The 24,194-nt window shown below is 66.3% G+C and carries 23 protein-coding genes; 19 read left to right on the top strand and 4 right to left on the bottom strand.

Annotation, left to right across the window (positions count from 1 at the left end; translation table 11 throughout):
- Nucleotides 1-52 precede the first annotated feature (52 nt).
- From ACPTTC_RS15810 to ACPTTC_RS15730, 17 genes are all read left to right on the top strand, one after another.
- On the top strand, nt 53-496 hold the full coding sequence (locus ACPTTC_RS15810; RefSeq protein WP_059533018.1) for an HIT family protein: 444 nt from the start codon (nt 53-55) through the stop codon (nt 494-496).
- Entirely contained in the window at nt 493-906 is a 414-nt protein-coding gene (locus tag ACPTTC_RS15805) for a gamma-butyrobetaine hydroxylase-like domain-containing protein (RefSeq protein WP_122946246.1), read from the top strand. The genes ACPTTC_RS15810 and ACPTTC_RS15805 overlap by 4 nt, the downstream gene beginning before the upstream one ends.
- A gap of 53 nt (nt 907-959) precedes the next feature.
- Nucleotides 960-1,691, top strand: a complete 732-nt coding sequence (gene ubiE / locus ACPTTC_RS15800) for a bifunctional demethylmenaquinone methyltransferase/2-methoxy-6-polyprenyl-1,4-benzoquinol methylase UbiE (protein ID WP_124498964.1) — start codon at nt 960-962, stop codon at nt 1,689-1,691.
- Nucleotides 1,692-1,732: 41 nt separating this feature from the next.
- Nucleotides 1,733-2,767: a Tim44 domain-containing protein gene (locus ACPTTC_RS15795; protein WP_423393014.1), complete on the top strand. Its 1,035-nt coding sequence runs from the start codon at nt 1,733-1,735 to the stop codon at nt 2,765-2,767.
- Between the two features lie 164 nt (nt 2,768-2,931).
- On the top strand, nt 2,932-3,558 hold the full coding sequence (locus ACPTTC_RS15790; RefSeq protein WP_423393013.1) for a ubiquinone biosynthesis accessory factor UbiJ: 627 nt from the start codon (nt 2,932-2,934) through the stop codon (nt 3,556-3,558).
- 12 nt (nt 3,559-3,570) lie between these two features.
- Entirely contained in the window at nt 3,571-5,148 is a 1,578-nt protein-coding gene (ubiB, locus tag ACPTTC_RS15785) for a ubiquinone biosynthesis regulatory protein kinase UbiB (RefSeq protein ID WP_423393012.1), read from the top strand.
- Nucleotides 5,149-5,165: 17 nt separating this feature from the next.
- The gene (locus tag ACPTTC_RS15780; RefSeq protein ID WP_423393011.1) at nt 5,166-5,792 is read left to right on the top strand and encodes an SAM-dependent methyltransferase; all 627 of its coding nucleotides are present in this window, start codon (nt 5,166-5,168) and stop codon (nt 5,790-5,792) included.
- A gap of 95 nt (nt 5,793-5,887) precedes the next feature.
- Nucleotides 5,888-6,235, top strand: a complete 348-nt coding sequence (locus ACPTTC_RS15775; protein ID WP_011353158.1) for an FmdB family zinc ribbon protein — start codon at nt 5,888-5,890, stop codon at nt 6,233-6,235.
- A gap of 61 nt (nt 6,236-6,296) precedes the next feature.
- On the top strand, nt 6,297-6,947 hold the full coding sequence (locus tag ACPTTC_RS15770) for a DUF502 domain-containing protein (protein ID WP_175956316.1): 651 nt from the start codon (nt 6,297-6,299) through the stop codon (nt 6,945-6,947).
- A gap of 67 nt (nt 6,948-7,014) precedes the next feature.
- Nucleotides 7,015-8,817 carry an aspartate--tRNA ligase gene (gene aspS, locus ACPTTC_RS15765; RefSeq protein ID WP_006477843.1) on the top strand — a complete coding sequence of 601 codons (1,803 nt, stop codon included), beginning with the start codon at nt 7,015-7,017 and terminating at the stop codon, nt 8,815-8,817.
- Between the two features lie 159 nt (nt 8,818-8,976).
- Nucleotides 8,977-9,471 (top strand): dihydroneopterin triphosphate diphosphatase, encoded by a 495-nt coding sequence (gene nudB / locus ACPTTC_RS15760; protein ID WP_174942400.1) that lies wholly within the window; start codon nt 8,977-8,979, stop codon nt 9,469-9,471.
- Nucleotides 9,468-10,742: a cardiolipin synthase ClsB gene (gene clsB / locus ACPTTC_RS15755; protein WP_423393010.1), complete on the top strand. Its 1,275-nt coding sequence runs from the start codon at nt 9,468-9,470 to the stop codon at nt 10,740-10,742. The genes nudB and clsB overlap by 4 nt, the downstream gene beginning before the upstream one ends.
- Nucleotides 10,743-10,941: 199 nt before the next feature.
- Complete coding sequence (locus ACPTTC_RS15750; protein WP_006751498.1) at nt 10,942-11,541, top strand: TetR/AcrR family transcriptional regulator; 600 nt, start codon at nt 10,942-10,944, stop codon at nt 11,539-11,541.
- Between the two features lie 58 nt (nt 11,542-11,599).
- Nucleotides 11,600-13,387, top strand: coding sequence for an acyl-CoA dehydrogenase C-terminal domain-containing protein (locus ACPTTC_RS15745; protein ID WP_069257557.1), 1,788 nt, complete (start codon nt 11,600-11,602; stop codon nt 13,385-13,387).
- A 113-nt stretch (nt 13,388-13,500) separates the two neighbouring features.
- Complete coding sequence (locus ACPTTC_RS15740) at nt 13,501-15,936, top strand: 3-hydroxyacyl-CoA dehydrogenase/enoyl-CoA hydratase family protein (RefSeq protein WP_423393009.1); 2,436 nt, start codon at nt 13,501-13,503, stop codon at nt 15,934-15,936.
- A gap of 27 nt (nt 15,937-15,963) precedes the next feature.
- Complete coding sequence (locus ACPTTC_RS15735; protein ID WP_423393008.1) at nt 15,964-17,163, top strand: acetyl-CoA C-acyltransferase; 1,200 nt, start codon at nt 15,964-15,966, stop codon at nt 17,161-17,163.
- A 91-nt stretch (nt 17,164-17,254) separates the two neighbouring features.
- Nucleotides 17,255-18,022: an enoyl-CoA hydratase gene (locus tag ACPTTC_RS15730; protein ID WP_423393007.1), complete on the top strand. Its 768-nt coding sequence runs from the start codon at nt 17,255-17,257 to the stop codon at nt 18,020-18,022.
- Between the two features lie 51 nt (nt 18,023-18,073).
- Here the strand turns inward: ACPTTC_RS15730 and fdhD are convergent, their stop codons facing one another.
- Nucleotides 18,074-18,916, bottom strand: a complete 843-nt coding sequence (gene fdhD, locus ACPTTC_RS15725; protein ID WP_423393006.1) for a formate dehydrogenase accessory sulfurtransferase FdhD — start codon at nt 18,914-18,916, stop codon at nt 18,074-18,076.
- Nucleotides 18,917-19,031: 115 nt separating this feature from the next.
- Here fdhD and ACPTTC_RS15720 point away from each other — a divergent pair, with 115 nt between their 5' ends.
- Nucleotides 19,032-19,514: a nitrate reductase associated protein gene (locus ACPTTC_RS15720; protein ID WP_423393005.1), complete on the top strand. Its 483-nt coding sequence runs from the start codon at nt 19,032-19,034 to the stop codon at nt 19,512-19,514.
- Between the two features lie 46 nt (nt 19,515-19,560).
- On the opposite strand, the gene ACPTTC_RS15715 is transcribed toward ACPTTC_RS15720, so the two are convergent.
- A complete protein-coding gene (locus tag ACPTTC_RS15715; protein WP_226200856.1) occupies nt 19,561-19,956 on the bottom strand; it encodes an acyl-CoA thioesterase in 396 nt (131 codons plus the stop codon).
- Between the two features lie 175 nt (nt 19,957-20,131).
- Between ACPTTC_RS15715 and ACPTTC_RS15710 the strand changes: the two genes are divergently transcribed.
- Nucleotides 20,132-22,003: an ABCB family ABC transporter ATP-binding protein/permease gene (locus ACPTTC_RS15710; RefSeq protein ID WP_423393004.1), complete on the top strand. Its 1,872-nt coding sequence runs from the start codon at nt 20,132-20,134 to the stop codon at nt 22,001-22,003.
- Nucleotides 22,004-22,185: 182 nt separating this feature from the next.
- Here ACPTTC_RS15710 and murU read toward each other — a convergent pair whose 3' ends face one another.
- Nucleotides 22,186-22,905, bottom strand: a complete 720-nt coding sequence (gene murU / locus ACPTTC_RS15705) for an N-acetylmuramate alpha-1-phosphate uridylyltransferase MurU (RefSeq protein WP_423393003.1) — start codon at nt 22,903-22,905, stop codon at nt 22,186-22,188.
- A gap of 31 nt (nt 22,906-22,936) precedes the next feature.
- A complete protein-coding gene (locus tag ACPTTC_RS15700) occupies nt 22,937-23,986 on the bottom strand; it encodes an aminoglycoside phosphotransferase family protein (RefSeq protein WP_423393002.1) in 1,050 nt (349 codons plus the stop codon).
- Between the last annotated feature and the right edge of the window lie 208 nt (nt 23,987-24,194).

Genomic DNA, 24,194 nt, shown 5'->3' with positions numbered 1-24,194 from the left:
ATGAGCGGGCGCCGGCGCAGCAATGCGGGCGCCCGTCCACATGGGAGCGACGATGGAATGCGTGTTTTGCCGTGAAGACGGCGGCGAGGTGCTCTGGCAGGACGATGCGCTGCGTGTCGTCCTCGCGACGGGCGAGCACGAATATCCGGGCTTCTGCCGGGTGATCTGGGGCGCGCACGTGGCCGAATTTTCCGATCTTGGCGAGCCGGAGCGGGCGCATTTGATGCGCGTGGTCTACGCGGTCGAGCGGGCCGTGCGCCGCGTGATGCAGCCGAACAAGGTGAATCTCGCGAGCCTCGGCAACATGGTGCCGCACGTGCACTGGCACGTGATCCCGCGCTTTTCCAACGACGCCCATTTCCCGCAGCCCGTATGGGCGCCGCGCCAGCGCAGCGTGTCCGAGGCGCTGCTGCGCACGCGCGCGGCGCAGGCCTCGCTGCTGCACAATGCGGTGCGCGAGGAAATTCAACGCATGACCGATTCGAGGCAGCCATGAGCGGTTTGACTTCCACGACGCCGATTCCGTCCGGCGTCGTCGTGCACGCGGTGTCGCGCGTGCTCGAATTGCAGTACCCGAACGGCGACAGCTACCGGATTCCGTTCGAGTTGATGCGCGTGTATTCGCCGTCGGCCGAGGTGCGCGGCCACGGGCCCGGCCAGGAGACGCTGCAGACGGGCAAGCGTGAAGTGACGATCACCGCGCTCGAGGGCGTCGGCAACTACGCGCTGCAGCCGACGTTTTCCGACGGCCATTCGACCGGCATCTACTCGTGGGACCTGCTGTACGAGCTGGCGACGCAGCAGGACGCGCTGTGGCGCGACTATTTCGACAAACTGAAGGCGGCGGGCGTCGAGCGCGACGCCCCGATGCCGGCGGCGGGCGCGTCGCACGGCCACTGCCACTGAAATTCGACGGCGCCCGCTCGGCGCCGTCTTGCCATTTACTGAGGATCAACGCGATGAGCAAAACCCACTTCGGCTTCGAAAGCGTCGAGGAAAACGAAAAAGCGAAGAAAGTGGCGGGTGTGTTCCATTCGGTCGCGAGCAACTACGATCTGATGAACGACCTGATGTCGGCGGGCATGCACCGCGCGTGGAAGGCGTTCACGATCGCGCAGGCGAACGTGCGCCCCGGTTTCAAGGTGCTCGACCTTGCGGCCGGCACCGGCGACCTGACCAAGGCGTTCGCGAAGGCGGCCGGGCCGACGGGCGAGGTCTGGCACACGGACATCAACGAATCGATGCTGCGCGTCGGCCGCGACCGGCTGCTCGACAAGGGCATCGTGACGCCGTCGCTGTTGTGCGACGCGGAGAAAATTCCCTTTCCGGACAACTACTTCGATGTGGTCACGGTCGCGTTCGGGCTGCGCAACATGACGCACAAGGACGCCGCGCTGGCAGAGATGCGCCGCGTGACGAAGCCCGGCGGCCGCGTGATGGTGCTGGAATTCTCGAAAGTCTGGGATCCGCTGAAAAAAGCGTACGATCTGTATTCTTTCAAAGTATTACCGTGGCTTGGCGACAAGTTCGCGAAAGATGCTGAAAGTTACCGGTATCTTGCTGAATCTATCCGGATGCACCCCGATCAGGACACGCTGAAGACGATGATGGAACAAGCGGGCCTCGACGCCGTCAAATATTACAATTTGTCAGGTGGCGTGGTAGCTTTACACATGGGAGCCAAGTACTAAGGGGCTCTTTCCATACATTTGTCTTACATTCGGAGAAGCTGATGTTCGAATCGCGTTCGTTGTTCAACCGTGGCAAGCCGTCGAAGCCGTGGGCTCGACGGGTCGGCACCCTGCTGATGGTCGGCCTGCTCACGGCCGGCACGTTCGCATCGCTCGACGCCGAAGCCAAGCGCATGGGCGGCGGGCGCAGCATCGGCCGCCAGAATTCCACCGTCACGCAGCGCCAGGCCACGCCGCCTGCGCAGCAGCCGATGCAGCAGGCCGCGCCGTCGCAGGCGCAGCGTGCGAATCCGGCCGCGCCCACGCCGGCCGCGCAGCCCAACCGCTCGCGCTGGCTCGGGCCGATCGCCGGCCTCGCGGCCGGTCTCGGCATCGCGGCGCTGCTGTCGCACTTCGGCCTCGGCGAGGCGTTCGCCGGCATGATGTCGAACCTGATCGTGATCGCGCTGCTCGCGTTCGTCGGCATCTGGCTGATCCGCAAGTTCATGAACCGCCGTCGCCCGCAGGAGCCCGCGTATTCGGCAGGCGGCTCGGCGTCGTCGTCGGGTGGTTACTCGCAAAGCCCGTCGTTCCAGCAGGGCAGCACCGGCAGCAACTATGCGGGTAGCGGCAGCAGCTACGCGAACGAAGCGCAAGGCGTGTTCGGCGGCGGTGCCGCGGGCGCAGGCGCGGCAGCGGCTGCTGCGGCAGCGCCGCTCCAGGTGCCGGCCGGCTTCGACGCCGAAGCGTTCCTGCGCAGCTCGAAGGTCTATTTCGTGCGCCTGCAGGCCGCGTGGGACCAGGGCAACCTGGCCGACATCCGCGAGTTCACGACGCCCGAAATGTTCGCCGAGATCAAGATCGACCTCGATTCGCGCGGCAACGAGTCGAACCAGACCGACGTCGTGCAGCTCGACGCGGAACTGGTCGCGATCGAGGATCGCGGCATCGAGCAGTCGGCGAGCGTGCGCTTCCACGGCCTGATCCGCGAATCGGCGAATGCGTCGGCCGCACCGTTCGACGAAGTGTGGAACCTGTCGAAGTCGGGCAGTCAGGGCTGGCTGCTCGCGGGCATCCAGCAGATCAACACGCACTGAGCGTGACCGGCGGCCCGCGCCGCCGGTCACCCGGGCAACGGCCGCCGCACTGCGACCGCTTGCCGCCCGGGTGTGCGGTCAGGCACGGTCTGCCGACGATCCGACGTTACAATAGAAACCCGCGTGGGCGCCCGGCCTGCGCGGGTTTTTTCTTTCCCAGCCCGATGACCTTTGCCGCCAAGCCTTTTGCTGCTGCTGTCAATCACCTGCTCGCCCGCGAATCGTGGGCGCGCGACCGCCTGATTCCGTATGCGGGCAAGACTGCCCGGATCGACGTGCCTCCCGTCACGCTCACGTTGCTGGTGCAGCCCGACGGCTATCTGTCGGCCGTCGATTCGCATGATGCGCAGCAGGTCGACGTGTCGATCGCGCTCGCGGGCGACACGGTCGCCGCGTTCCTGCAGGGCGGCCAGGCGGCCGTGATGAAGCACGTGAAGATCGAGGGCGACGCGGAGTTCGCGACGCAGATCGCGAAGCTGGCCGAGCACCTGCGCTGGGAACCTGAAGAAGATCTCGCGAAGCTGGTCGGCGACGCCGCGGCATACCGGATCGCGACGGTCGTGCGCGACGCCGGCGCGCGCGCGCGACGCACCGGCCGCAACGTGCTCGATTCCGTCGCCGAATACTGGCTCGACGAGAACCCGCAGGTCGTCAGGCGCGCGTCGCTCGGCGGCTTCGACGCCGAACTGGCGCGCGCACGCGATGCGCTCGCGCGGGTCGAAAAGCGGGTCGAGCGACTCGAACAAAAAATCGGCGCGCGCACGGGTTCCGGCCCGCGCGGCGCGCACTGAGGGCCGCAGGGCATGCGCATTTTCCGTTTCATCAAGATTGTCTACACCGTCATCCGCTTTGGTCTCGACGAAGTGATGCTGTCCCGGATCGACGACCGGCGTGTGAAGCTGCTGCTGCGGATCACGACGATCGGCCGCCGCTATTCCGATCCGCCTGCCGTGCGGCTGCGTCACGCGCTCGAAAGCCTCGGCCCGATCTTCGTGAAGTTCGGCCAGGTGCTGTCGACGCGCCGCGACCTGCTGTCGGTCGATTTCGCGAACGAACTCGCGAAGCTGCAGGACCAGGTGCCGCCGTTCGAATCGGCGGTCGCGATCGGGATCATCGAGAAGTCGCTCGGCGCGCCGGTCGATGAGTTGTTCGACGAATTCGAGCGCGAGCCGGTCGCGAGCGCATCGATCGCGCAGGTGCATTTCGCGAAGCTGAAGCAGGGCCAGCACGCGGGCAAGGCCGTCGCCGTCAAGGTGCTGCGCCCGAACATGCTGTCCGTGATCGATTCCGACCTCGCGCTGATGCGCGACATCGCGATCTGGACCGAGCGCATGTGGGCCGACGGCCGGCGCCTGAAACCGCGCGAGGTCGTCGCCGAATTCGACAAGTACCTGCACGACGAACTCGACCTGATGCGCGAGGCCGCCAACGGCAGCCAGCTGCGCCGCAACTTCGCGGGCCTCGACCTGCTGCTCGTGCCCGAGATGTTCTGGGATTTCTCGACGTCGCAGGTGCTGGTGATGGAGCGCATGACCGGCGTGCCGATCAGCCAGGTCGAGACGCTGCGTTCGGCCGGCGTCGACATCAAGAAGCTCGCGCGCGAAGGCGTCGAGATCTTCTTCACGCAGGTGTTCCGCGATGGCTTCTTCCACGCGGACATGCACCCGGGCAACATCCAGGTGAGCCTCGATCCGAACACGTTCGGCCGCTACGTCGCGCTCGATTTCGGGATCGTCGGCGCGCTGTCCGATTTCGACAAGAACTACCTCGCGCAAAACTTCCTCGCGTTCTTCAAGCGTGACTACCACCGCGTCGCGACGCTCCACCTCGAATCGGGCTGGGTGCCGCCCGAAACGCGCGTCGAGGAACTCGAAAGCGCGATCCGCGCGGTGTGCGAGCCGTATTTCGACCGGGCGCTGAAGGACATCTCGCTCGGCCAGGTGCTGATGCGCCTGTTCTCGACGTCGCGCCGCTTCAACGTCGAGATCCAGCCGCAGCTCGTGCTGTTGCAGAAGACGATGCTGAACGTCGAGGGGCTCGGCCGCTCGCTCGACCCTGAACTCGACCTGTGGAAGACCGCGAAGCCGTACCTCGAGCGCTGGATGACCGAGCAGATCGGCCTGCGCGGCTGGTACGAACGCTTCAAGGTCGAGGCGCCGCAGTGGAGCAAGACGCTGCCGCAATTGCCGCGCCTGATCCACCATGCGATGGCCGCGCGCCATGACGCGCCGCGCGCGGCGAGCGAGGACCTGATGCGCCAGATCCTCGTCGAGCAGAAGCGGACGAACCGGCTGCTGCAGGCGCTGCTGATCTACGGTCTCGCCGTTGGCGTCGGGGCGCTCGTTGCGCGTGTACTGCTCGCGCTCGCGTACGGCACATGACCGAAAGGAGCAGGGCGATGTCCGATCCGAAGCAACCCGCTACACCGTCAGCCGCCGATTTCGCGACGCGCGATCCCGGCAACGCGTCGTTCTGGGACGAGCGTTTCGAGCGTGGCGTGACGCCGTGGGAATTCGGTGGCGTGCCCGAGGGTTTTGGCGTGTTCGCGCACCGGCTCGAGCCGTGCACGGTGCTGATTCCCGGCTGCGGCAGTGCGCAGGAAGCCGGGTGGCTGGCTGAAGCCGGCTGGCCCGTGCGTGCGATCGATTTCGCCGCGCAGGCGGTGGCTGCCGCGAAGGCGCAACTCGGCGCGCATGCGGGTGTCGTCGAGCAGGCTGATTTCTTTGCGTACCGGCCGCCGTTCGACGTGCAGTGGGTGTATGAGCGCGCGTTCCTGTGCGCGCTGCCGCCGGCCATGCGTGCCGGCTATGCAGCGCGCATGGCCGAGCTGCTGCCTGCGGACGGATTGCTGGCCGGCTATTTCTTCCTGACGGCGAAACCGAAGGGGCCGCCGTTCGGAATCGAGCGTGCCGAACTCGATGCGCTGCTCACGCCGCACTTCGAGCTGATCGAGGATTTGCCCGTGACCGATTCGCTGCCCGTGTTCGAAGGACATGAGCGCTGGCTCACGTGGCGTCGCCGCTGATGCGCGGGTGTCGCGGCCATTGCCGGAGCACGGCAGGGTTTCGGCTATAATTCAAGGTTTTGCAAGCCGTTTCCAGTTTCCGCGGGAAAAATATCATGCCGATCTACGCCTATCGATGCGAAGCGTGTGGTTTCGCGAAGGACGTGCTCCAGAAGATGAGCGACGCGCCGCTGTCGCAGTGCCCGGAATGCGGGAAGGACGCGTTTCGCAAGCAGGTCACTGCTGCGGGCTTCCAGCTGAAGGGTTCGGGTTGGTATGTCACCGATTTCCGTGGCGGTTCGGGCGGCACCAGCGCGCCGGCGACGGCGTCGGGCGACGCGGCACCGGCGGCAGCGACGGAAGCCGCGCCCGCGGCGGCTGCACCGGCTGCATCGAGCAGTTCCGAAAGCACGACGACGAGCGCCGCGCCCGCCCCGGCTGCAGCGCCCGCCGCCAGCAGTTGACCGTCGCGGCCCGGCCGGGCTGCGACCAACCCGCGCCGCCGGCGCGGTTCATTGACGGCAGATGATGAAAAAGACGACCCTGAAATCGGTGTTTCTGACCGGCCTGCTGGTTCTCGTCCCGCTCGCGATCACGCTGTGGGTGCTCGGTCTCATCATCGGCACGATGGACCAGACGCTGCTCCTGCTGCCCGAATCGTGGCAGCCCGAGCGGCTGCTCGGCTTCCATCTGCCGGGGATCGGCGCGGTGCTGACGCTCGCGTTCATCTTCGTCGTCGGGCTGGCCACGCAGAACTTCATCGGCCAGAAGCTCGTCACGTGGTGGAACGCCGTGGTGCGTCACATCCCGGTCGTCGGGCCGATCTACACGAGCGTCAAGCAGGTGTCGGACACGCTGCTGTCGAGCAGCGGTAACGCGTTCCGCAAGGCGCTGCTGATCGAATACCCGCGTCGCGGCTCGTATACGATCGCGTTTCTGACCGGCACGCCGGGCGGCGACGTGCTCAATCATCTGACGGAAGAATACGTGAGCGTCTATATTCCGACGACGCCGAACCCGACGTCGGGCTTCTTCCTGATGCTGCCGAAGAGCGAAGTCATCGAACTCGACATGTCGGTCGATGCCGCGCTCAAGTACATCGTCTCGATGGGCGTGGTGGCGCCCCCGGCGCCGGTTCCGGCGCCTGCACGCCGCCCCGTCGAGCCGCCGCTGTAAGTAAAGAATCATCGCCCGGGCCGCGCGTTGCGGCGCCCGTTGATCAAACCGAACGAAAGCAAACATCATGTCGATGCGTACTGAATACTGCGGTCTCGTGACCGAACACCTGCTGGGCCAAACCGTGTCGCTGTGCGGCTGGGTGCAGCGCCGCCGCGATCACGGCGGTGTGATCTTCATCGACCTGCGCGATCGTGAAGGCCTCGTGCAGGTGGTGTGCGACCCGGATCGCGCGGAAATGTTCGCGACCGCCGAAGGCGTGCGCAACGAGTTCTGCGTGCAGATCAAGGGCCTCGTGCGCAACCGTCCGGAAGGCACGGTCAACGCCGGCCTGAAGAGCGGCAAGATCGAAGTGCTGTGCCACGAACTGAACGTGCTGAACGCGTCGGTCACGCCGCCGTTCCAGCTCGACGACGACAACCTGTCGGAAACGACGCGTCTCACGCACCGCGTGCTCGACCTGCGCCGCCCGCAGATGCAGCACAACCTGCGCCTGCGCTACCGCGTCGCGATCGAAGCGCGCAAGTACCTCGACGAGCAGGGCTTCATCGACATCGAAACGCCGATGCTGACGAAGAGCACGCCGGAAGGCGCGCGCGACTACCTCGTGCCGTCGCGCGTGAACGCGGGCCAGTTCTTCGCACTGCCGCAATCGCCGCAGTTGTTCAAGCAGCTGCTGATGGTCGCGAACTTCGACCGTTACTACCAGATCACCAAGTGCTTCCGCGACGAAGATCTCCGCGCCGACCGTCAGCCGGAATTCACGCAGATCGACTGCGAGACGTCGTTCCTCGGCGAGCAGGAAATCCGTGACCTGTTCGAAGACATGATCCGTCACATCTTCAAGACGACGATCGACGTCGAACTCGACGCGAAATTCCCGGTGATGCCTTACTCGGAAGCGATGGCGCGTTTCGGTTCGGACAAGCCGGACCTGCGCGTGCAGCTCGAATTCACCGAGCTGACCGACGCGATGAAGGACGTCGACTTCAAGGTGTTCAGCACGCCGGCCAACGCGAAGGACGGCCGTGTCGCGGCACTGCGCGTGCCGAAGGGCGGCGAGCTGTCGCGTGGCGACATCGACGGCTACACCGAATTCGTGCGCATCTACGGCGCGAAGGGTCTCGCATGGATCAAGGTCAACGAGAAGGCGAAGGGCCGTGACGGCCTGCAAAGCCCGATCGTCAAGAACCTGCACGACGCATCGATCGCGGCGATCCTCGAGCGCACCGGCGCGGAAGACGGCGACATCATCTTCTTCGCGGCCGACCGCGCGAAGGTCGTCAACGACAGCCTCGGCGCGCTGCGCCTGAAGATCGGCCATTCGGAATTCGGCAAGGCGAACGGGCTCGTCCAGGCCGGCTGGAAGCCGCTGTGGGTCGTCGACTTCCCGATGTTCGAATACGACGACGAAGATGCGCGCTACGTCGCCGCGCACCACCCGTTCACGAGCCCGAAGGACGAGCACCTCGAGTACCTCGAGACGGATCCGGGCCGTTGCCTCGCGAAGGCGTACGACATGGTGCTGAACGGCTGGGAAATCGGCGGCGGCTCGGTGCGTATCCACCGCGAGGAAGTGCAGAGCAAGGTGTTCCGCGCGCTGAAGATCGGTGCGGAAGAAGCGCAACTGAAGTTCGGCTTCCTGCTGGACGCACTGCAGTACGGCGCGCCGCCGCACGGCGGTATCGCATTCGGTCTCGACCGCATCGTCACGATGATGGCCGGCGCCGATTCGATCCGCGACGTGATCGCGTTCCCGAAGACGCAGCGTGCGCAGGATCTGCTCACGCAAGCACCGAGCCCGGTCGACGAGCGTCAGCTGCGCGAACTGCACATCCGTCTGCGTCAGCCGGAGCAGCCGAAGGCGTAACGCGTTTCGTACCCGGTCGTGTGTGCGTTCGCGCGCACACGACGCACATGAAATAGGCGCAGCGATGCGCCTTTTTCGTTTTTTGCGGTACAGTCGCAGCACTTGCCGCCCGTTCGGAGTCCATGCCCGGCGCGCGGCCCCGTGCTGCATGAAACAACGATGACGAAGCCGCCGAAAATCCCCGAATCCGTTCTTGTCGTGATCTACACGCCGGACCTCGATGTGCTCGTGATCAAGCGTGCCGACCAGCCCGATTTCTGGCAATCGGTGACCGGCTCGAAGGACGCGCTCGACGAGCCGCTCGCGGTCACCGCCGCGCGTGAAGTGGCCGAAGAAACCGGCATCGCGATCGGCACGCCGGACGTGCCGGCCAGCGCGCTCGTCGACTGGCGTCACCGGATCGAATACACGATCTATCCGCAATACCTGCACCGCTATGCGCCGGGCGTCACGCGCAACACCGAACACTGGTTCGGCCTGTGCGTGCCGCATCGCGTCGACGTGACGCTGTCGCCGCGCGAGCACGTCGACCATGCGTGGCTGCCGTTCCGCGAGGCGGCCGCGCGCTGCTTCTCGCCGTCGAACGCCGAAGCGATCCTGCAACTGCCCGCACGCGTGGCACTCTCGCGCGCGCCGCACGGCTCGTCCGCATGACGGCGGAAGCCCGCAAGCGCTTCGCGCAATTGCGGCAGATGTTCCTGCAGGAACGCGGTTCCGCGTCGCGGCTCGCCTTCACGTCGGGCAACACCGTCAGGCTGTGCGAGGGCGGCGGCGCATTCTTCCGGGCATTGATCGAACGGATCGATTCCGCCCGCGAGCAGGTGATGCTCGAAACCTACATCTTTTGCGACGACGCGGCCGGCCGGCCGGTGTCGGACGCGCTGATCCGCGCGGCGCAGCGCGGCGTGCGCGTGCGCGTGATCACCGACGGCATCGGCACCGCACGCCTGCCGTTGTTTGACACATGGGGGGCGGCCGGCGTCGAGCACTGCATCTACAACCGTTTCCTGTTCGGCCGTTTCGGCTTTTCGCGCACGCATCGCAAGCTCGCGGTGATCGATCATGCAGTCGCATTCTGTGGCGGCATCAACATCATCGACGACTACGCGCAGGGCGGCGCGACGCTGCCGTTTCCGCGCTGGGATTTCGCGGTCGAGATGGCGGGGCCCGCGGTGTCCGACGTGCGTGCCGCGTTCGAACTGCAGTGGCACCGGATCATGTTCGGCCACAAGCCGTATGCGCAATACGCGGCCGGGCTGCATGGCGGCGAGGCATTCCCCGAGATGTTCCGGCGCTGGATGCGCAGCCACCGGTGGATCAAGGCCGGCGCGCTGCGGGTCGTGACGGAGCCGAGCGTCGCGTTCGTCGCGCGCGACAACGTCGTGAACCGCCGCGCGATCGAGAAGGCGTATCTCGCCGCAATCGGCCAGGCGCGCCAGCGGATCCTGCTCGCCAATCCGTACTTCATGCCGGGCCGCAAACTGCGCCGTGCGCTGTCGGGCGCCGCGCGACGCGGCGTCGACGTGCGGATCCTGATCGGCCGCAAGGAATTCGCGGCACTCGATACGGCCGTGCCGTTCCTCTATCACGCGCTGCTGCGCGCAGGCGTGCGCGTGGCCGAATACGACAAGACGATGCTGCACGGCAAGGTGGCCGTGATCGACGACAACTGGGCGACGGTCGGCTCGTCGAACCTGGACGCGCTGAGCCTGATGTTGAACAACGAGGCGAATGTCGTGCTGGTGCGCTACGATGCTGTCACGAACGAACTGCGCGACGCGATCGCGGCCGCGTTTGCCGACGGCCGGGAAATCGATCCCGCACGATTCGCCGCGCGCCCCCGGATCGAGCGCATGCTGAACTGGCTCGCCTATACGACCTATCGCCTCGTGATGAAGGCGCTGACGGTCGGTGGTTACGACTGACGAAGACTAAGTGTTCGCTTCAAAAATCTGTCCGCACGTTCGTGCGGAAAAGCCGCTCCGGTCCCGCCGGAATCGCGCAAAATAGCGGCTCGGTTAGACACCGGTTTCTAATAATTTCCTTGTTTCGCGAGCGGCCGCACTCAATAATAGTACGGCCGTTCGATTTTATTCGAACCCCCGAACGGTTACAGAAATAGCTATGCGAAAAGGCGAACAGACGCGTGCCGCGATACTTGAAGCTGCTTTGGACCTCGCCAGCCGGGACGGGCTGGAGGGGCTGACGATCGGCCTGCTGGCCGAGCGCATGCAGATGAGCAAGAGCGGTGTGTTCGCGCACTTCGGATCGCGTGAGGATCTGCAGGTCGAGGTCGTCCGCGAGTATCACCATCGTTTCGAAAACGAGGTGTTCTTTCCGAGCCTGCGCGAGCCGCGAGGCTTGCCGCGCCTTCGGGCGATGCTGGCCCGCTGGACGGAGAAGCGCATCCAGGAGGTGACGACCGGATGCATCTACATCAGCGGTGCCGTCGAGTACGACGACCGGCCTGACAGCCCCGTGCGCGAGCAGTTGATCGCAAGCGTGACGGCCTGGCGTGCCGCGATGCTGCGTGCCATTTCGCAGGCGAAGGAAGAAGGCCATCTGCGTGCGGATACGGATCCGGACCTGATGCTCTTCGAGTTGTACAGCTTCACGCTCGGCCTGCATCACGACGCACGCTTCCTGCATTCGCCGGACGCCGTGCGCCTCACGTGGGCCGCGCTGGAAAAGACGATTGTTTCGTATCAGAGCGAGAGCCGTTAGCGGCGCGTGATCCGCCCGCCAGGAGCTCGAGCCGTTTTGCCCACCTTTGGAGAGAGTCATGGGACAGTACGCCGCGCCGCTGCGCGACATGCAATTCGTGTTGCACGAGCTTCTGAACGTCGAAGCCGAAGTCAAGCAAATGCCCAAGCACGCGGACCTCGACGCCGACACGATCAACCAGGTCCTCGAGGAAGCGGGCAAGTTCTGCTCCGAGGTACTGTTCCCGCTGAACCAGGTCGGCGATCGCGAAGGCTGCACGTATGAAGGCGACGGCGTCGTGAAGACCCCGACCGGCTTCAAGGAAGCCTACCAGCAGTACGTCGAGGCCGGCTGGCCGGCACTCGGCTGCGATCCGGAGTACGGCGGCCAGGGCCTGCCCGCGTTCGTGAACAACGCGCTCTACGAAATGCTGAACTCGGCGAACCAGGCCTGGACGATGTATCCGGGCCTGTCGCACGGCGCCTACGAGTGCCTGCACGCACACGGTGCGCCGGAACTGCAGCAGCGCTACCTGCCGAAGCTCGTGACGGGCGAATGGACGGGCACGATGTGCCTGACCGAGCCGCACTGCGGCACCGACCTCGGCATCCTGCGCACCAAGGCCGAACCCAACGGCGACGGCTCGTACTCGATCAGCGGCACGAAGATCTTCATCTCGAGCGGCGAGCACGACATGTCGAAGAACATCATCCACCTCGTGCTCGCGCGTCTGCCGGACGCGCCGCAGGGCACCAAGGGGATCTCGCTGTTCATCGTGCCGAAGTTCATCCCCGACGCGGCGGGCGAGCCGGGCGAGCGCAACGGCATCAAGTGCGGCTCGATCGAGCACAAGATGGGCATCCACGGCAACTCGACGTGCGTGATGAACCTCGACGGCGCGAAGGGCTGGATGGTCGGCGAGCCGAACAAGGGCTTGAACGCGATGTTCGTGATGATGAATGCCGCGCGCCTCGGCGTCGGCATGCAGGGCCTCGGCCTCACGGAAGTCGCATACCAGAACTCCCTCACGTATGCGAAGGAGCGCCTGCAGATGCGCTCGCTGACGGGCCCGAAGGCGCCGGACAAGCCGGCCGACCCGATCATCGTGCACCCGGACGTGCGCCGCATGCTGCTCACGCAGAAGGCTTACGCCGAAGGCGCGCGCGCATTCACGTACTGGTCCGCGCTGCAGATCGACAAGGAACTGTCGCACGGTGACGAAGCGGTGCGCAAGGAAGCAGCCGACCTCGTCGCGCTGCTCACGCCGATCATCAAGGCGTTCCTGACCGACAACGCGTTCGAGTCGACCAACCACGCGATGCAGATCTACGGCGGCCACGGCTTCATCTCCGAGTGGGGTATGGAGCAGTACGTGCGCGACGCGCGGATCAACATGATCTACGAAGGCACGAACTCGATCCAGTCGCTCGACCTGCTGGGCCGCAAGGTACTCGGCGACATGGGCGCGAAGCTGAAGAAGTTCGGCAAGCTCGTCACGGAATTCGCGGAAGCCGAAGGCGTGAAGCCGGAAATGGCCGAGTTCATCAACCCGCTCGCCGACATCGGCGACAAGGTGCAGAAGCTGACGATGGAAATCGGCATGAAGGCGATGCAGAACCCGGACGAAGTCGGCGCTGCCGCCGTGCCGTACCTGCGCACCGTCGGCCACCTGGTGTTCTCGTACTTCTGGGCGCGCATGGCGCGCCTCGCACTCGACAAGGAAGCGTCGGGCGATCCGTTCTACAAGTCGAAGCTCGCGACGGCACGCTTCTACTTCGCGCGCCTGCTGCCCGAGACGGCGTCGACGATCCGCGCCGCGCGCGCCGGTTCGAAGACGCTGATGGAAGTCGACGAATCGCTGTTCTGACGCGAGTCCGGGCGGCGCGCGCTGCGCGCCGCCCGAACGCAACGGTTCCTGGTACTCACTTCGCCGTGCAGCCCACACCTCCCGCGCTGCACGACACTATCCGGAGACATCCCGTGAGCAATTTCCTGATTCGCAAGGTCGCCGTGCTGGGCGCCGGCGTGATGGGCGCGCAGATCGCCGCGCACCTCATCAACGCGCGCGTGCCGGTGCTGCTGTTCGACCTGCCGGCCAAGGAAGGCCCGAAAAACGCGATCGCGCTGAAGGCGATCGAGAACCTGAAGAAGCTGTCGCCCGCGCCGTTCGGCGTGAAGGACGACGCAAAGTACCTCGAAGCAGCGAACTACGAAGACGACATCGCGAAACTCGCCGAGTGCGACGTCGTGATCGAGGCGATCGCCGAGCGGATGGACTGGAAGCACGACCTGTACAAGAAGGTCGCGCCGCACATCGCACCGAACGCGATCTTCGCGACCAACACGTCGGGCCTGTCGATCACGAAGCTGTCCGAAGGTTTCTCGGACGAGCTGAAGGCGCGCTTCTGCGGCGTGCACTTCTTCAACCCGCCGCGCTACATGCACCTCGTCGAACTGATCCCGACCGCGCATACGCGTCCGGAGATCCTCGACCAGCTCGAGACGTTCCTGACGAGCATCGTCGGCAAGGGCGTCGTGCGCGCGAAGGACACGCCGAACTTCATCGCGAACCGTGTCGGCATCTTCTCGATCCTCGCGGTGATCACCGAGGCCGCGAAGTTCGGCCTGCGCTTCGACGAAGTCGACGACCTGACGGGCAGCCGCCTCGGCCGCGCGAAGTCGGCAACGTTCCGCACCGCGGACGTGGTCGGCCTCGACACGATGGCGCACGTGATCAAGACGATGCAGGACAACCTCGCCGACGATCCGTTCTTCCCGGTCTACCAGACGCCTGCCGTGCTCGCCGAACTGGTGAAGCAGGGCGCGCTCGGCCAGAAGACGGGCGGCGGTTTCTACAAGAAGGAAGGCAAGGCGATCAAGGTGCTCGACGCGAAGACGGGCACCTACGTGGATTCGGGCGCGAAGGCGGACGAAACCGTCGGCCGCATCCTGAAGCGCCCGCCGGCAGAACGCCTGAAGCTGCTGCGTGAAACGGACCATCCGCACGCGCAGTTCCTGTGGTCGATCTTCCGCGACGTGTTCCACTACATCGGCGTGCATCTCGAATCGATCGCCGACAACGCGCGCGACGTCGACCTCGCGATTCGCTGGGGCTTCGGCTGGAACGAAGGCCCGTTCGAAGGCTGGCAGGCCGCCGGCTGGAAGCAGGTCGCCGAGTGGGTGCAGGAAGACATCGCGGCCGGCAAGGCGCTCGCGAACGTGCCGCTGCCGTCGTGGGTGCTCGACGGCCCGGTTGCGGAGAAGGGCGGCGTGCACACGGCCGAAGGCTCGTGGGCACCGGCAGCGAAGCGCTTCGTGCCGCGTTCGGACCTCGCGGTCTACGACAAGCAGGTGTTCCGCGCACCGCTGCTCGGCGAAGCCGGTGCCGATCCGAAGACGTACGGCAAGACCCTGTTCGAGACCGATGCCGTGCGTGCATGGGTCGACGACCGTGCGGGTGAAGACGACGTCGTGATCGTGTCGTTCAAGTCGAAAATGAACACGATCGGACCGAGCGTGATCGACGGCCTCGTGCAGGCGATCGAACTCGCGGAGAAGGACTACAAGGGCGTCGTGATCTGGCAGCCGACGTCGCTGAAGCTCGGCACGCCGGGCGGCCCGTTCTCGGCCGGCGCGAACCTCGAAGAGGCGATGCCCGCGTTCATGATGGGCGGCGCGAAGGGTATCGAGCCGTTCGTGAAGAAGTTCCAGGAAGGCATGCTGCGCGTGAAGTACGCGAACGTACCGGTCGTCGCAGCCGTGTCGGGCATCGCGCTCGGCGGCGGGTGCGAGCTGATGCTGCACAGCGCGAAGCGCGTCGTGCACGTCGAGAGCTACATCGGTCTCGTCGAAGTGGGCGTCGGCCTCGTGCCGGCGGGCGGCGGCCTGAAGGAAGCCGCGCTGCGCGCAGCGGACGCCGCAACGGCCGCGAACGCGACCACCGACATCCTGAAGTTCGTCACGAAGTCGTTCGAGAACGCGGCCATGGCGAAGGTGTCGGCGTCCGCGCACGATGCACGTGCGATGGGCTACGTGAAGCCGTCCGACACGATCGTCTTCAACGTGTTCGAACTGCTCGACACCGCGAAGAAGGAAGCGCGCGCACTGGCGGCAACCGGCTACCGCGCACCGCTGCGCGCGAAGGACGTGCCGGTCGCGGGCCGGTCGGCGATCGCGACGATCAAGGCATCGCTCGTCAACATGCGTGACGGCCGCTTCATCAGCGACCACGACTACCTGATCGCGAGCCGTATCGCCGAAGCCGTGTGCGGCGGCGACGTCGAAGCCGGCAGCCTCGTCGACGAGCAGTGGCTGCTCGCGCTGGAGCGCCGTGCGTTCGTCGAGCTGCTCGGCACGCAGAAGACGCAGGAACGGATCATGGGCATGTTGCAGACCGGCAAGCCGGTGCGTAACTGAGCGAGCGGATAAGGCAAGGAGTCTCAAATGAGCAAACAATTGCAAGACGCATACATCGTCGCCGCCAGCCGCACGCCGATCGGCAAGGCCCCGCGCGGTGTCTTCAAGAACACGCGCCCGGACGAGCTGCTGGTCCATGCGATCAAGTCGGCGGTTGCGCAGGTGCCCGGCTTCGATACGAAGCTGATCGAGGACGCGATCATCGGCTGCGCGATTCCGGAAGCCGAGCAGGGCCTGAACGTCGCGCGGATGGGCGCGCTGCTCGCGGGCCTGCCGCAGACGGTCGGCGGCGTGACGGTCAACCGCTTCTGCGCGTCGGGCATCACGGCGCTGGCGATGGCGGCCGACCGCATCCGCGTCGGCGAATCGGACGCGATCTTCGCGGGCGGCTGCGAATCGATGAGCATGGTGCCGATGATGGGCAACAAGCCGTCGATGTCGCCGCACATCTTCGATCGCAACGAAGACTTCGGCATTGCGTACGGGATGGGCCTGACGGCCGAGCGCGTCGCCGAGCAGTGGAAGGTGAGCCGCGAAGACCAGGACGCGTTCTCGGTCGAGTCGCACCGCAAGGCGCTTGCCGCACAGCAGGCCGGCGACTTCGACGACGAGATCGCCGCGTACACGATCACCGAGCGTTTCCCGAACCTGGCGACGGGCGAGGTCGACGTGAAGACGCGCGAGATCAAGCTCGACGAGGGTCCGCGTGCGGATACGTCGATCGAAGGCCTCGCGAAGCTGCGCACGGTGTTCGCGAACAAGGGCTCCGTCACGGCCGGCAACAGTTCGCAGACGTCGGACGGCGCGGGTGCACTGCTCGTCGTGTCGGAGAAGGTGCTCAAGGAATTCAACCTGACGCCGCTCGCGCGCTTCGTGAGCTTCGCGGTGCGTGGCGTGCCGCCGGAAATCATGGGCATCGGTCCGAAGGAAGCGATTCCGGCCGCGCTGAAGGCTGCCGGCCTGAAGCAGGACGATCTCGACTGGATCGAGCTGAACGAAGCGTTCGCCGCGCAATCGCTGGCGGTGATGCGCGATCTCGGTCTCGACCCGTCGAAGGTCAACCCGATGGGCGGTGCGATCGCACTCGGCCACCCGCTCGGCGCGACCGGCGCGATTCGCGCGGCGACCGTCGTGCACGGCCTGCGCCGCCGTAACCTGAAGTACGGGATGGTCACGATGTGCGTCGGCACCGGCATGGGCGCCGCGGGCATCATCGAACGCCTGTAAGCGGGGCGGGACAAGAGCGATGACGGTGCGCGGGCCACGAGCTCGCGCACCGTTTTTTCATTCCGATAGAGGAAAGTCAAAGGAGACGGTTGTGGCCGAAATTCAAGTGGAATGCGCCGATGGCGTGATGACGATCACGATCGCGCGCCCGGCGAAGAAGAACGCGCTGACGGCGGCGATGTACCAGGCGATGGCCGACGCTCTCGCCGAAGCCCAGGAAGACAAGGCGATTCGCGTGATCCTGCTGCGCGGCGGTGACGGCAATTTCACCGTGGGGAACGATCTCGAGGATTTCCTGAAGTCGCCGCCGAAGGACGACACCGCTCCGGTGTTCCAGTTTCTTGCGCGGATCAGCAGCGCGAGCAAGCCGATCGTGGCCGCGGTGCCGGGCTTGGCGATCGGTGTCGGCGTGACGATGCTGCTGCATTGCGATCTCGTGTACGCGGCCGACACCGCGACGTTCTCGCTGCCGTTCACGCAGCTCGGGCTGTGCCCGGAAGCCGCGTCGAGCGTGCTGCTGCCGCGTCTGGCCGGCCATCAGGTAGCGGCCGAGAAGCTGCTGCTCGGCGAGGCGTTCGATGCGCTGGAGGCGCACCGGATCGGCATCGTCAATCGCGTGCTGCCGGCGGCCGAGCTCGACGCGTTCGCGGCGAAGCAGGCGGCGAAGCTCGCGGCGCTGCCGGCGGCATCGCTGCGTGTGACGAAGGCGCTGCTGAAGGATACGGGCGGTGTGGCTACCGCCGCGCGGATGGCCGAAGAGGCGGCCCACTTCTCGGCGATGCTGCGCGCGCCGGAAGCGCGCGAGGCGATGACGGCGTTCTTCGAGAAGCGCAAGCCGGACTTCCGTCAGTTCGACTGACGGAGCGGGTCGCGCCGGCGGCGTATCGTCGGCGCGATTTCGCGCTCGCGATCAGGCCGTGCCGTAGTCGACGTGCCCGGTTTCGCGGCAGAAGCTGACGAGCCGCAAGCCGGCCGCTTTCGCGATTTCGATCGCGAGCGACGATGGTGCGGAGATCGTCGCGACCAGCGGGATGCCGACCCGTGCGGCCTTGCGCACGAGCTCGTAGCTCGCGCGGCTCGACAGGAACACGAAGCCGTCGGTCGCGTCGGCGCGCGACAGCACGAGCGAGCCGATCAGCTTGTCGAGTGCGTTGTGGCGGCCGACGTCCTCGAACGCGATCCGGATCGCGCCTGTTGCGTCGCACCACGCGGCCGCATGCAGGCCGCCCGTGAGCTGCGTGAGCGCCTGATGGGCCGGCAGCCCGTGCGCCGCGCGCGCCAGCGCGTCGGGCGCGAGGCGCGCGAGAAAGCCCGTGTCGGGCACGCGTTCGGGCGCGAGGTCGAGCAGGTCGATGCTTTCGATCCCGCACACGCCGCAGCCGGTGCGCCCGGCGAGCGCGCGGCGCCGGTCCTTCAGCTCGGCGAATGCCTGCTGGACGACCTCCAGGTGGACTTCCGCATGCGGCAGCGGCGCGTCGGCGTGCAGGATCACCTCGATGTCCTTGATGTCGCTGCCGCGCGCGACGATCCCTTCCGAGATCGCGAAACCGACCGCGAACGCTTCGAGGTCGCACGGCGTACACATCATCACCGCATGCGAGATGCCGTTGAAGACGAGCGCGACGGGCCATTCCTGGCCCACGTAGTCGTGTGCGGTCTCGACGGCGCCGCCACGCGTGCGGCGCACGGTCAGTTCGATCGCGCCGCGCGGTTCGTCGCGCATGTCAGCGGATTCGGTCGGATTCACGAGCACTCCCGTTGATTCGGCGCGGGGCCGGCGGCAATCGTGTCCGCCGCCCGCGCGCAGAGGTTCTAAAATACCTCAGGCAAGCCGGCCGCGCCGGCATCCGCCACGTCAGGTAACGACCATGGGACTCAGCGACGCTCCGTTGCTATTCAACTTCGAACACGATTCGTCGGAAAACTTCACGTACATCCCGATGATCGTGCGTTTCAACCTCGACCGCTTCGGTCTGCGGATTTCGCTCGAGCAGTGGCAGCTACTGCCGCTCGAGGACCGCAAGCTGCTCGCGCGCTTTCCGGCCGACGACGACACCTCGATCGAGCCCAACTTCGATCACGCGCTGTTCGAGATGCTGCGCACGCATGCCGATCTGGAACCGTCGTGGTTCCAGCCGGACGAGCAGCCGACCTGGCGCGCCACCGATACGGTGCCGGAGTCGCTCGTGCAGCAGAGCGCGCTGGCCGGGCTGTCGGCCCCCGCGCTCGCGCAGTGGCAGCGGCTCGCGCCGTTCCAGCGCTACGTGCTGGTGAAGCTGTCGCGCAAGCCGAAGCTGAACCACGATTTCCTGCCCGCGATGCGGGAGTTCGGGCTGACGGCCACGCACTGAGGTGGCCGCGGGCAGGCGGAGGGCGCCGTCGCGCGGTGCTCGCCCGTCAGAGCGGCGGCAGTTGCCGCGGCTTGCGGTCGGTGCCGGTGGCGACGTAGGTGAGCGTCGCTTCGGTGACTTTCACGACTTCACCCATCAGGCGCATGCGCTGTGCGTACACCTCGACGTCGACCGTGATCGACGTGTTGCCGGTGCGCGTGATGGTCGCATAGAAGCTCAGCAGATCGCCGACGAACACCGGCTGCTTGAACACGAACGAGTTGACCGCGACCGTCGCGACGCGACCGTTCGCCCGCTGGCTCGCGGGGATCGAGCCGGCGATGTCGACCTGCGACATGATCCAGCCGCCGAACACGTCGCCGTGGACGTTCGCGTCGTGCGGTTGCGGGACGACGCGCAGCGCGGGCTGCTTTGCCGGAAGTTCGAGGGTCGAATCGGTCATGGCGGGGGCTTTCATCCTGTAATGAATTTGCCGCCGCGCGCAGCCCGGCCGGCGAGGGCGCCGGCAGCGGCGCGAAGCGGCTTCTGCGACAATACAACGTTCGCAAATTGTACGAGAAAGTGAGCGAGCCGGCCGCCGTTGCACGCGTCCGGCACCGCCGCCGATCCTTCCCCCCATGCGCCGATTTCCTGCTTCCGGTGAGCCCGCGCCGGCTTCAACCGGGCCCCGCAACGACTGGCAGACCATCCGGTCGCTGCTGCCGTACCTGGCCACCTACAAATGGCGCGTCGCGCTCGCGCTCGGCTGCCTGATCGGCGCGAAGGTTGCGAACCTCGGCGTGCCGGTCGTGATGAAGCGCATCGTCGACCACCTGTCCTACGTACAGCAGATCACCGCGATCGGCCGCGCCGAACAGTCGGCCGGCATCGTGCTCGCGGGCGGCGTGGGGCTGCTGGTCGTCGCGTATGCGCTCGTGCGGTTGTCCACGTCGCTGTTTACCGAGCTGCGCGAGATCCTGTTCTCGAAGGTCACCGAGAGCGCGGTGCGCCAGCTCGCACTGCAGGTGTTCCGGCACCTGCACGGACTGTCGCTGCGGTTTCACCTGGAGCGCCAGACGGGCGGCATGTCGCGCGACATCGAGCGCGGTACGCGCGGCATCCAGCAACTGATTTCGTATTCGCTGTACAGCATCCTGCCGACGCTCGTCGAGGTCGGGCTCGTGCTCGGCTTCTTCGTGGTCAAGTACGAGGCGTATTACGCGTACGTGACGTTCGCGGCGCTGGTCACCTACATCTTGTTCACGGTGAAGGTCACCAATTGGCGCACGCATTTCCGCCGCACGATGAACGAACTCGATTCGCGCGCGAATTCGCGGGCAATCGATTCGCTGATCAACTACGAGACGGTGAAGTACTTCGGCAACGAGGAGTGGGAAGCGCAGCGTTATGACGAGAACCTGAAGCGCTACCGCAAGGCCGCGATCCGCTCGCAGAACTCGCTGTCGGTGCTGAACTTCGGCCAGCAGGCGATCATCGGCACGGGGCTCGTGTTCATCCTGTGGCGCGCGACGCAGGGCGTGCTCGCGGGCAAGCTGACGCTCGGCGATCTGGTGCTGATCAACACGTTCATGCTGCAGCTGTACATTCCGCTGAACTTTCTCGGCGTCGTCTACCGCGAGCTGAAGCAGAGCCTCACCGACATGGACCGGATGTTCGGGCTGCTGTCGGCCGCGAAGGAAGTCGCCGACCTGCCCGACGCGCGGCCGCTTGCGGTCGCCGGCGCACAGGTGCGCTTCGAGCACGTGAATTTCGCGTACGAGCCGGCGCGGCAGATCCTGTACGACGTGTCGTTTACGATCGACGCGGGCACGACGACCGCGGTGGTCGGTCACAGCGGCTCCGGGAAGTCGACGCTGTCGCGGCTGCTGTTCCGCTTCTACGATCTCGACCGGCAGGCGGGCGGTGCGATCCGGATCGACGGGCAGGACATCCGCGACGTCACGCAGGACTCGCTGCGCGCATCGATCGGGATCGTGCCGCAGGACACCGTGCTGTTCAACGACTCGATCTACTACAACATCGCATACGGCCGGCCGACCGCGACCCGCGACGAAGTGATCGCGGCCGCGCGTGCCGCGCACATCCACGATTTCATCGAAAGCTTGCCGAAGGGTTATGACACGCCGGTCGGCGAGCGCGGGCTGAAGCTGTCGGGCGGCGAGAAGCAGCGCGTCGCGATCGCGCGCACGTTGTTGAAGGATCCGCCGGTGCTGCTGTTCGACGAAGCGACGTCGGCGCTCGATTCACGCTCGGAGCGTGCGATCCAGCACGAACTCGACCAGATCGCGCGGCATCGGACGACGCTCGTGATCGCGCACCGGCTGTCGACGGTCGTGCACGCGCAGCAGATCCTCGTGATGGACCACGGGCGGATCGTCGAGCGCGGCACGCACGACGAACTCGTGCGCGCCGACGGGCTGTATGCGCAGATGTGGGCGCTGCAGCAGCAGCGCGCGGCGGCGGGCGGGGAGGAAGCGGAAGCCGCGTGAGCCGCGGTGCTGCACGCGCAGGCCCGCAGCGGGGTGCTTGACGGGCGGGAGTCGCGCCGGCATGAGCGGTCGGCAGGCGCTGGTCCTGTTGTTTGGCCAGGCCAAACCGGCCGGCTTGCAGGTCGGCTCACCAGCGGGCCAACCGGCCATCCGATCGATCGGCCCGACGACCCGTCAGCCGGTCACTTCGCGGCGCGCAGCCGCACATCCAGCTCGCCGAGCTGCGCGGGTGTGCCGACGTTCTCCCAGATACCTTCATACAGTTCGCCGCTCGCGCGGCCGGCCTCGATCGCCGCGCGATAGTACGGCGTCAGCGCACGCCGTGTGCCGGGCGCGAGATCGCGGAACATCCGCGTGTCATACAGGCCGATATTGCCGAACGTGAAGCGTGCGGGGCCGTCGAGCGCAAGGCGGCCGTCGTCGCCGAGTGCGAAGTCGCCGGCTGGGTGGAACGGCGGGTTCGGCACCATCACGAGGTGCATCGCCGGCGCTTCGAGCTCGGCCATTCGGGCGGCGCGCGGCGCGAGCGACCGGTAGTCGAACGCGCAGTAGACGTCGCCGCTGACCGCCGCGAACACGGCCGGCTGCCCGTCGCGCTCGAGCAGCGGCAACGCCTTCGCGATGCCGCCGGCCGTTTCCAGTGCCTCGCCCTCGGCCGAATACACGAGCCGCACGCCCCAGCGCGAACCGTCGCCGAGCGCAGCCTCGATCTGTTCGCCTAGCCAAGCATGGTTGATCACGATCGTCTCGATGCCCGCGCGGGCGAGCGCTTCGATCTGCCACACGATCAGCGGCTTGCCGCCCGCTTCGAGCAGCGGCTTCGGGCGAGTGTCGGTGAGCGGGCGCATCCGTTCGCCGCGCCCGGCGGCGAAGATCATCGCCGTGGTCAGGGTGTTGCTCATGTTCGGCCGGGTTTCAGGAGAGTCGGAACGATCAGAACGTATAGCCCACGTCGGCCGGTGCGTTGCCCTCGAACTCGTCGAGCAGCTTCGCGAACGGCACGAGCGGGCGGTAGCGCAGCGCGACCTTGCGCGCATACGCGATGAAGCGCGGCAGGTCGTTCAGGTAGTGCGGCTTGCCGTCACGGTAATTGATACGCGCGAACAGGCCGAGCACCTTGATGTGGCGCTGCAGCCCCATCCATTCGAGCTGGCGGTAGAATTCGCCGAAATCGGGGTCGACCGGCAGGCCGGCCTTTTTCGCCTTTTCCCAGTAGTACGCGAAGCAGTCGAGCTCGAACGCCTCGTCCCAACTGATGAAGGCGTCGCGCAGCAGCGACACGACGTCGTACGTCAGCGGCCCGTGGACGGCGTCCTGGAAATCGAGGATGCCCGGGTTCGGCTCGCACACCATCAGGTTGCGCGGCATGAAATCGCGCAGCATGAAACCCTGCGGCTGCGCGTGCGCGCTGGCGACCAGCAGCGCGAAGGTGCGGTCGAGCGTGCCGCGCATCGCGTCGGTGACGGGCTTGCCGAGGTGGCGGCCGACGAACCATTCGGGCATCAGCTCCATCTCGCGGCGCAGGAATGCCTCGTCGAACGGCGGCAGCACGTCGGGCTTCGACGTGAGCTGGAAGCGGATCAGTGCGTCGAGCGCCGCGCGCATCAGCGGTTTTGCGGCGGCCGGGTCGGCCGGATCGAGCACTGAGATGTACGACGTGCGGCCGAGATCGGTCACGAGCATGAAGCCCGCGTCGAAATCGTGGGCCAGCACGTCAGGCACATGGTTGCCGGCCGCGACGAGCAGTTGCGCGACCTGGACGAACTCGCGGCACTTTTCGGGCGGCGGCGCGTCGACGGCGATCAGCGTGCCGACGTCGCTCGTGGCCGATGCGACGCGGAAATAGCGGCGGAAACTGGCGTCAGACGATGCGGGCGAGAGGGTCGACAGGTCGAGCGCATAGCGTTCGGCGAGCGGGCGCAGCCACGCGGTGAGCGCTTCGAGGCGGGCGTCGGGCTGGGATGCGGCGGATGGGGGCGTCATGAAACTCGGAGGAGGGGGGAACGTCTTGCCATATAATACCCCACGACTTTTTTGACGCGCCCCGCGTCAGCTTCCGCCGTGCAGGCCCGCTGCCTGCCGCGCCGTCCGCCCGATCGCCTCCCCGGTTTGCGCTCAGCCGCAGTCGCGGTGCGACGGTGCGGCGCGCCACGCGCGAATGTGCCGCGACGGTGCGGCTGACAAGGGGCGA

The organism is Burkholderia mycopellens (genome assembly GCF_964265025.1).
Classification (GTDB): domain Bacteria; phylum Pseudomonadota; class Gammaproteobacteria; order Burkholderiales; family Burkholderiaceae; genus Burkholderia.
Note: the sequence above shows the minus strand (reverse complement) of the source record. Positions and strands in the feature narration are given on the sequence as shown.

Bases quoted from the DNA above. Each gene is read 5' to 3' on its own strand.
- ACPTTC_RS15745 (WP_069257557.1), top strand. From the start codon at position 11,600: ATGGGACAGTACGCCGCGCCGCTGCGCGACATGCAATTCGTGTTGCAC.
- nudB (WP_174942400.1), top strand. From the start codon at position 8,977: ATGACGAAGCCGCCGAAAATCCCCGAATCCGTTCTTGTCGTGATCTAC.
- ACPTTC_RS15775 (WP_011353158.1), top strand. From the start codon at position 5,888: ATGCCGATCTACGCCTATCGATGCGAAGCGTGTGGTTTCGCGAAGGAC.
- ACPTTC_RS15750 (WP_006751498.1), top strand. From the start codon at position 10,942: ATGCGAAAAGGCGAACAGACGCGTGCCGCGATACTTGAAGCTGCTTTG.
- murU (WP_423393003.1), bottom strand. From the start codon at position 22,905: ATGAGCAACACCCTGACCACGGCGATGATCTTCGCCGCCGGGCGCGGC.
- ACPTTC_RS15770 (WP_175956316.1), top strand. From the start codon at position 6,297: ATGATGAAAAAGACGACCCTGAAATCGGTGTTTCTGACCGGCCTGCTG.
- ACPTTC_RS15720 (WP_423393005.1), top strand. From the start codon at position 19,032: ATGGGACTCAGCGACGCTCCGTTGCTATTCAACTTCGAACACGATTCG.
- ACPTTC_RS15795 (WP_423393014.1), top strand. From the start codon at position 1,733: ATGTTCGAATCGCGTTCGTTGTTCAACCGTGGCAAGCCGTCGAAGCCG.
- ACPTTC_RS15810 (WP_059533018.1), top strand. From the start codon at position 53: ATGGAATGCGTGTTTTGCCGTGAAGACGGCGGCGAGGTGCTCTGGCAG.
- ACPTTC_RS15700 (WP_423393002.1), bottom strand. From the start codon at position 23,986: ATGACGCCCCCATCCGCCGCATCCCAGCCCGACGCCCGCCTCGAAGCG.
- clsB (WP_423393010.1), top strand. From the start codon at position 9,468: ATGACGGCGGAAGCCCGCAAGCGCTTCGCGCAATTGCGGCAGATGTTC.
- ACPTTC_RS15710 (WP_423393004.1), top strand. From the start codon at position 20,132: ATGCGCCGATTTCCTGCTTCCGGTGAGCCCGCGCCGGCTTCAACCGGG.
- ubiE (WP_124498964.1), top strand. From the start codon at position 960: ATGAGCAAAACCCACTTCGGCTTCGAAAGCGTCGAGGAAAACGAAAAA.
- ACPTTC_RS15805 (WP_122946246.1), top strand. From the start codon at position 493: ATGAGCGGTTTGACTTCCACGACGCCGATTCCGTCCGGCGTCGTCGTG.
- ACPTTC_RS15735 (WP_423393008.1), top strand. From the start codon at position 15,964: ATGAGCAAACAATTGCAAGACGCATACATCGTCGCCGCCAGCCGCACG.
- ACPTTC_RS15715 (WP_226200856.1), bottom strand. From the start codon at position 19,956: ATGACCGATTCGACCCTCGAACTTCCGGCAAAGCAGCCCGCGCTGCGC.
- ACPTTC_RS15780 (WP_423393011.1), top strand. From the start codon at position 5,166: ATGTCCGATCCGAAGCAACCCGCTACACCGTCAGCCGCCGATTTCGCG.
- ACPTTC_RS15790 (WP_423393013.1), top strand. From the start codon at position 2,932: ATGACCTTTGCCGCCAAGCCTTTTGCTGCTGCTGTCAATCACCTGCTC.
- aspS (WP_006477843.1), top strand. From the start codon at position 7,015: ATGTCGATGCGTACTGAATACTGCGGTCTCGTGACCGAACACCTGCTG.
- ubiB (WP_423393012.1), top strand. From the start codon at position 3,571: ATGCGCATTTTCCGTTTCATCAAGATTGTCTACACCGTCATCCGCTTT.